Source organism: Micromonospora sp. NPDC049799, from assembly GCF_040656655.1.
GTDB lineage: Bacteria > Actinomycetota > Actinomycetes > Mycobacteriales > Micromonosporaceae > Micromonospora.
In genome coordinates, this window is sequence record NZ_JBFAMU010000253.1 from 1 (window position 1) to 7,200 (window position 7,200).

General features: G+C 73.5%; 2 protein-coding genes. Both read left to right on the forward strand.

What is annotated here, in order from left to right:
• Positions 1-103: 103 nt before the first annotated feature.
• Positions 104-5,635: an amino acid adenylation domain-containing protein gene (locus AB0I76_RS18750; protein ID WP_357036760.1), complete on the forward strand. Its 5,532-nt coding sequence runs from the start codon at positions 104-106 to the stop codon at positions 5,633-5,635.
• The coding region (locus AB0I76_RS18755) for an amino acid adenylation domain-containing protein (RefSeq protein WP_357036757.1) at positions 5,632-7,200 on the forward strand (1,569 nt) is incomplete at its 3' end. The genes AB0I76_RS18750 and AB0I76_RS18755, both read left to right, overlap by 4 nt.

Here is a 7,200-nt window from a genome sequence, read left to right on the forward strand (position 1 = left end):
CTCGCTGCTGGTTCACGGTGACTAAGGGTAGGTACCGTAGAACTTTGGTAACAGCCAGAACCGTTGCTTCCCAGAGGCAGAACGTTGCAGATAGACGCCGGCCATCCCCCGCGCCGACCCCGACGCCGGACCGGCGCCCCTCTCCTCCGGGCAGCACCGGCTGTGGTTCCTCGACCAGGCGTACGAGCAGAACGCCTACACCGTCGGCACGGCACTGCTACTGGACGGCACCCTCGACATCGACGCGCTGCGCGGGGCCCTCGCGGAGCTGGCCCGACGGCACGAGTCGCTGCGTACCGTCTTCCCGCTCGGAGCCGACGGCGACCCCGTGCAGGACGTGCTGCCGCCCGGTCCGGTCGAGCTGCCGATCGTGTCCGCGCCGACGGGCGCGGACGACACGACCCCGGTCCCCCGCAGCATCGTGGAGTCGGCGGTCGCCGACGCGGTGCCGCCGTGGGCCCACGCCGCCCTGGCCGCCGACGTCCGACGTCCGTTCGACCTGGCCCGCGGGCCGCTGTTCCGGGCCGTGCTGCTGCGTATCGCCGACGACCGGCACGTGCTGTCGCTGACCATGCACCACAACGTCTCCGACGGCTGGTCCCTCGGCATCATCGCCGGTGAGGTGGCCACCCTCTACGACGCGGCCCGGGACGGTCGCCCCTCACCGCTGCCCGAACTGGCCGTCCAGTACGGCGACTACGCGCGCTGGCAGCGCAGCCGGCTGGCGGACGCCGACAGTGACGACATGCGGTACTGGCGCGAGCAGCTCGACGGGGTGGCGAGCGTCCTGGAGGTGCCCACCGACCGGCCCCGGCCCCCCGTGCAGACCTTTCGCGGCGCGGTCCACGCCCGGGTCCTACCCCCACGGACCGCCGACGAACTGCGCCGGTTCAGCCAGGCCCGGGGCGCCACCCTGGCCATGACGGTGCTGTCCGCCCTGAAGGCACTGCTGTGGCGCTACACCGGCCAGCGGGACATCTGCGTCGGCACGCCGGTCGCCGGGCGGGTCCGCGCCGAGCTCGAACCGATGGTCGGCTTCTTCGTCAACATGCTGCCGTTGCGGACCTCGATCGACGGTGACTGGACCTTCGAGGAACTGCTCCGGCAGGTACGGCGCACCGCCCTGAGCGCGTACGACCACCAGGAGGTGCCGTTCGAGCGGCTGGTGGACCTCGTCGACGCGCCCCGCGACCTCAGCCGCAACCCGCTGTTCCAGGTGATGTTCAACCTGCTGAACCTCCCCGAGCAGCGGGATCTGGGGACGACCGGGCTGCGGATGGTCCCGTTCGCCGTCGAGCCGGGCATCGCCCAGCAGGACCTCGCCCTGTACGCGTACGAGGTGGCCGAGGGGCTGCGGTTCCGGTTGGAGTACAACACCGACCTGTTCGACGCGGCCACCGCCGAGCGGATGATGGGACACCTGGAGACGCTGCTCGCCGCCGCCGTCGCCGACCCCGGCGCCCGGCTGGTGGACCTGACCGTCCTCACCCCCGCCGAGCTGGCCCGCGTCACCGAGTGGAACGACACCGCCACCCCGCTCGGCTGGGCCACGCCCGGCCGCGACGGGGAGACACCGACCCTGGTCGAGCTGATCGCACACCAGGTCACCACGAATCCCGACCGGCCCGCCGTGACGTTCGGGACGACCACGCTCAGCTACGCCCAGCTCAACACCCGCGCCAACCGGCTCGCGCACCGGCTCCGCCGGGCCGGCGTCGGCCCCGACGACACGGTCGCCGTCTGCCTCAACCGCTCCGAGGATCTGCCGGTCACGCTGGTCGGCGTGCTCAAGGCGGGCGGTGCCTACGTCCCGGTGGACCCCGACTATCCGATCGAGCGGCAGCGGTACGTACTGACACACAGCGGCGCCACCGTCCTGGTCACCGAGGCGGGCCTCGCCGACCGTTTCGCCGGGTACGCCGGCGAGGTGCTGCTCGCCGGTGGGGTGCCGGACGCCGAGCCGGACACCGACCCCGAGCCGCTGGCCGGGCCGGACCACCTCGCGTACGTGATCTACACGTCCGGGTCCACAGGGCGCCCCAAGGGGGTCCGGGTGACGCACGGCGCGGTCGTCAACACCCTCGCCGCCATGCGCCAACGACCGGGCCTGACCAGTGACGGCACGATGCTCGCGATGGCCAGCTTCGCCTTCGACATGTCCGTACCGGAGCTCTTCCTGCCCCTCGTGGTCGGCGCCCGGATGCTGCTGGTGGGACGCGACGTCGGCTACGACGCGCCGCGACTGGCCGCACTGCTCGGCGCGGAGGGAGTCACCCTGGCCCAGGGCACCCCGGCGACCTGGCGGCTGCTGATCGAGTCCGGCTGGACCGGACTGCCCGGCCTGACGGCCGTGTGCGGCGGCGAGGCGGTGTCCGCGCCGCTGGCCCGGCAGCTCGCCGAACGGGTCGGTGCGTTGTGGAACCTCTACGGTCCGACCGAAGCCGCCGTCTGGTCCACCATGGAACGCCTCGGACCCGGCTTCGGGCACCTGACCATCGGCCGCCCGATCGGCAACATGCGCGCCTACCTGCTCGACCCGCAGCTCTCCCCCGTCCCGGTGGGCGCCCTGGGCGAGCTGTACCTCGGCGGCGCGGGACTGGCGCGCGACTACCTCGGCGACCCCGACCTCACCGCGCAACGGTTCGTGCCGGACCCGTTCTCCGACGGCCGGCTGTATCGCACCGGCGACCTCGGCCGGTGGCTGGCCGACGGCCGGATCGAGTACGTCGGCCGCAGTGACTCGCAGGTCAAAGTGCGCGGCTTCCGCATCGAGCTGGGCGAGATCGAGGCGGTGCTGCGCCGCCACCCGTCGGTCCGCGACACCGCGGTGGTGGTCCGCGAGGACGACGGTGAGAAGAGCATCGTCGCCTACCTGACGCTCACGAGCGGCGCGGCGGCCGACGCGGCCGGACCGGACGCCGGTGCGACACCGGCCCCCGTGCCCGACTTCGACGTCGACCCGGCGCCGTGGCGGGCGTTCGCCCGCACCTACCTGCCGGACTACATGATCCCGTCCGTGTTCGTGGTGCTCGACCGGATGCCGCTGAGCGCCAACCGCAAGGTCGACCGGGCCGCCCTGCCGGCACCGGTCCGCGGTGGGGCCGGCGTCGGCGCGACGCCGCCCGACACCCCGCTGCGGAAGGCCCTGGCGCAGCGGTGGGCGGCGGTGCTCGGCTACGACAGCGTCGGCATCGACGACGACTTCTTCGACCTCGGCGGCGACTCCTTCAAGGCCATCAAGGCGTTGGCCGGGAACGACCCGGCGATCAGCGTCCTCGACCTGTTCCGCCATCCGACGATCCGGTCGTTGACCGAGCACCTGGACGCCACCGGGGGTTCCGTCGGGCGGCTGCTGCACGAGCTGACCCCGTCGCGGCCGGCGACGCCGGCGCGGCTGACGCTGGTCTGCGTACCGTTCGGCGGTGGCAGCGCGATCACCTTCCAGCCGCTGGCGGACGCCCTCCCGGCGGGCGTCGCGCTGTACGCCCTGGAGCGGCCCGGTCACGACCTGAACCGCCCGGACGAGCCCCTGCTCGACATGGACGAGTTGGTGGACCGCTGCGTCGCCGAGGTCGTCGACCAGATCGCCGGTCCGGTGGCGGTGTACGGGCACTGTGTGGGCGGCGCCGAGGCGGTGGAGCTGGCCCGCCGGCTGGAGGCGGCCGGCGTCGAGCTGACCGGCGTGGTCGTCGGCGCCCACTTCCCCGCCCCGCGCCTGCCCGGCCGGCTGTTCACCTGGCTGCGCCGATGGTTCCCGATGGAGCGCTGGTGGTCGAAGCGGCGGACCCTGGAGGCGCTGCGCGCGATGGGCTTCTTCACCGAGGTCTTCGACGAGCGCGAGAAGGACTTCGTGATGCGGGTGGTGCTGGCCGACTCCGCGAAGGTCGAGGACTACTACACCGCTGTCTACGGCGAGGGCCTGCCCCGGAAGCTGTCCGCCCCGATCGTCAGCGTCATCGGCAGCGGCGACCGCGCCACCGAGCTGTACCAGGAGCGGTACCTGGAGTGGACGTTCTTCTCCGACCGGGTGTCGCTGGAGGTCATCGAGGGCGCCGGGCACTACTTCGCCAAACACCAGCCCACCGAGGTGGCGCGCATCATCCTGGCGACCTGCGACCCGTCCGTGGCGGTGCCCGCCCAGCCGTCGGCCGACGACGCGTCCCCGCACGCCGACGCCGTGGCCACAGCGGCAGTCGCGGAGCCGGCGACGGATGCCACCCCACCCGCCGCACGCCGTGCGGTGCCCAGCCTGACGGTGTTCTACCTGGTCGCCATGGGTCAGCTCGTCTCCCTCATCGGCAGCGGACTGACCGGCTTCGGCATGGGCCTGTGGGTGTACCAGCAGACCCGGTCGGTCTCGTTGTTCGCCACGGCCACCGTCCTGGCGCTGCTGCCCGCCGTGGTGCTGTCCCCGGTCGCGGGTGCGCTGGCCGACCGCTGGGACCGGCGGCTGATCATGATCGTCGCGGACTGCCTGGCCGCCACCGGCACGGTGAGCCTCGCGCTGCTGCTGTGGCTCGGCCAGCTCCAGCTCTGGCACGTGTTCACCGCCATCACCGTCACCGCGGTGGCGACCGCCTTCCAGCTACCCGCCTACCTGGCGGCCGTCACGCAGCTCGTGCCGAAGCGGTACTACGGGCGCGCCAACGGGATCGTCGCCCTCGGAACGGCGACCAGCACGGTGCTGGCGCCACTGCTCGGCGGTGCGCTGGTGATCGCGGTCGGGCTACGCGGGATCGTCGTCATCGACCTGCTCACCTTCACCGTCGCGGTGGCCGTCACCCTGTCGGTCCGTTTCCCGGACGCCCTGTTCGTGCGGCGCGAGGAACCGTTCCGGCGGGCGGTCCTCGGCGGCTGGCGGTTCATCGTCCGCCGGCACGGCCTGGTGGCCCTGGTCGTGCTGACCGCGTCGCTGAACTACTTCTTCGCCATGGTCGAGGTCCTGGTCACCCCGCTGACCCTGTCGTTCGGCGACCCGGCGGTGCTCGGCCGGGTGCTCGCCGCCAGCGGCGTCGGCATGCTCGTCGGCTCGGTCCTCATGGCGGTGTGGGGCGGCACGGCCCGGCGTACCACCGGCATCCTGGCCAGCGTCGTGCTCCTCGGCGCGTCGCTGCTCACCGTCGGTCTGCGCCCGAACCCGCTGTTCCCGGCCCTCGGCCTGTTCGGCATGGGCCTGGCCACGGCCCTGGTGAACACGCACTGGCTGGCCATCGTGCAGGCCAAGGTCGGGCTGGACCTGCAGGGCCGGGTGCTGTCGATGGCCCAGATGCTGTCCTGGCTGATGGTGCCCGCCGGCTTCCTCTCCGCCGGTCCGCTCGCCGAGCACGTCTTCGCCCCGCTGGTGTCGCCCGGCGGTGTGCTGTCCGCCGTCGTCGGCACCGGCCCGGGCCGCGGCATGGCCCTCGCGGCGATCGTGGCCGGTTTCTGCGCCCTCGCCCTCGCCGCGGCGGGCATCGCCTACCGACCGATCCGCGACATCGAGGACGAACTGCCCGACAACGATCCCGGCGCGATCATCGTCGCCGACAAGGACCAACTGCAGGCCGAGGCCGACCGCCGGCTCGCGCTGCACGGCGGCGGAGGCGCGGACCCGAACGGACCGGTCCGGGCGAGCGGGCGCGGTGGTCGCCGATGAGCGCCCCCGCCCGACCTGCCGGCCCGACCCGCCGGACCGGCAGCCGGCGCGCCACCGGTGGCCCGGCCGACGTGGACTGTCTGCACCGGATGGTGGCCGCGCAGGCCGCCCGGACCCCGGAGGCGGAGGCGGTACGGCACGCCGACCGCGCGTGGTCGTACCGCGACCTCGATGAGGCGGCGAACCGGCTGGCCCGGGTCCTGCTCGCGCGCGGGGTGACCCGGGAGGAACGCGTCGGCGTCTGCCTGCCGCGGACGCCGGAACTGGTGGTCGCCCTGCTCGCCGTCCTCAAGGCCGGGGCCGCCTATGTCCCGCTGGACCCGGCGTACCCGCCGGCCCGGGTGGCCTTCATGACCGCCGACTCCGGGGCGCGGCTGGTGCTGACCCGCGCAGACCTCGCTGACCGGTTCCCCGACCTCGCTGTTTCGACCGACCGACTGGACCTCTCCGGGGACGGCACCGACCCGGCTGTGCCGACGACGCCGACGGATCTGGCATACGTCGTCTACACCTCCGGCTCCACCGGGCGACCCAAGGGCGTGGCCATCGAACATCGCTCGGCGTCGGTGCTCATGCACTGGACCCGGCAGGCCTTCGACGACGCCGAACTGGGCGGCCTGCTCGCCGCCACCTCCGTCTGCTTCGACCTGTCCGTCTTCGAGATCTTCGGCCCGCTCTGCTGGGGCGGCCGGGTGCTGCTCGTCGACGACGTGTTGGCCCTCGCCGCCCCCGGTGCGGACCGGCTGCCCGTCACCCTGGTCAACACCGTGCCATCCGCGATGGGGGAACTGCTCACCGCCGGTGCCCTGCCGGCGAGCGTGCGAACGGTCTGCCTCGCTGGCGAGCCACTCACCGCCGCGCTGGCCGGCCAGGTCTGGGCCCGTCCGCACGTAAGCCGGCTCTGCAACCTCTACGGCCCGTCCGAGGACACCACCTACTCCACCTGGGCGGAGGTACCGCCGGACAGCGGGGACCCGCCGATCGGCCGGCCGCTGCCGCAGACCCGGGCCTACGTCCTCGACCCCGACGGGCGGCCGGTCCCGCCGGGTGATGCGGGCGAGCTGCACCTGGCCGGGGCGGGCCTGGCCCGGGGCTACCTCGACCGGCCCGAGGAGACCCGCGCCCGGTTCCTGCCCGACCCGTTCCGCCCCGGCGAGCGGATGTACCGCACCGGCGACCGGGTCCGGCTGCGCCCGGACGGACAGTTGGCGTACCTGGGTCGCCTCGACGACCAGGTGAAGCTGCGGGGCTACCGGATCGAGCTGGGTGAGGTCTCCGCCCGCCTCGCCGCCCTGCCCGGCGTACGCGAGGCGACCGCCGCCGTGCGGGACGGGCCGAGCGGGGACCCGATGCTGGTCGGCTACCTGGTCGGCGAGCGGCGCGACGACGTCCGGGCCCGGCTGGCCGGGGTGCTGCCCGCCCCGCTCGTTCCCGCGACCGTGGTCTGGCTGGACCGGCTGCCCACCCTGCCCAACGGCAAGGTGGACCGGTCGGCGCGGTTGACACCAACCCCGCCGGACAGGGACCACCCCCCCCCCACCCGCCACCCCGGAGGCGGGGCTCGT